Origin of the sequence: Falsihalocynthiibacter sp. BN13B15 (genome assembly GCF_041205415.1) — a bacterium.
GTDB classification, from domain to species: Bacteria; Pseudomonadota; Alphaproteobacteria; order Rhodobacterales; family Rhodobacteraceae; genus Falsihalocynthiibacter; species Falsihalocynthiibacter arcticus.
The window spans coordinates 1-552 of sequence record NZ_JBGFCE010000081.1 but is presented as its reverse complement, the minus strand read 5'-3'; the positions used below and the strand labels follow the sequence as shown (position 1 = coordinate 552).

General features: G+C 56.5%; 1 pseudogene. It reads left to right on the top strand.

From position 1 onward, the window contains the following. Window positions 1-552: pseudogene (locus tag AB9F26_RS22250) on the top strand (hypothetical protein); the annotation flags it as partial.

Below are 552 nucleotides of genomic sequence, written 5' to 3'. Positions count from 1 at the left end.
CGGGCAGCAGAGATCGCCAATGCTGTTGCTGAACAATACATCCAAAGTCAGCTTTCCGCCAAAACAGAAGCCGCCATACGTGCCAATGTCTGGTTGGCAAAGCAACTAGAAGAGTTAAGCGTGCAAGTCGAGGCGGCGGATCAAGCCGTGGTGGATTTCAGGGCCGAGATGATTGAAGTGGCCAACGGCAATGCGGACAGCATCAATCAACTTCTTGCCGAGTTGAACACACGTTTAGTCAGCAGCTCGACCGACCGCGCGGATGCCGAAGTGAGGCTCGGTCAGGTTCAAGCTCTCATGACAGAAGGCGGTCTGAGCAGGGTCGCGGATGTTGTGACATCCCCCCTTCTTGACACGTTGCAACGCCAGTACGCGGAATTGGCGGCGGCGCAGGCGCAGTTGGCCAGCACATTGGGCCCACGGCATCCTGAGATGATCCGCATCAGCGCCCAAATTAGCGATATCAATCGCAGCATCGACGGGGAATTGCGTCGCAGATTAGAAGCAATGCGCAGTGAGGTCACGGTCACCCAGAACCGAGAAGAAGCGCTG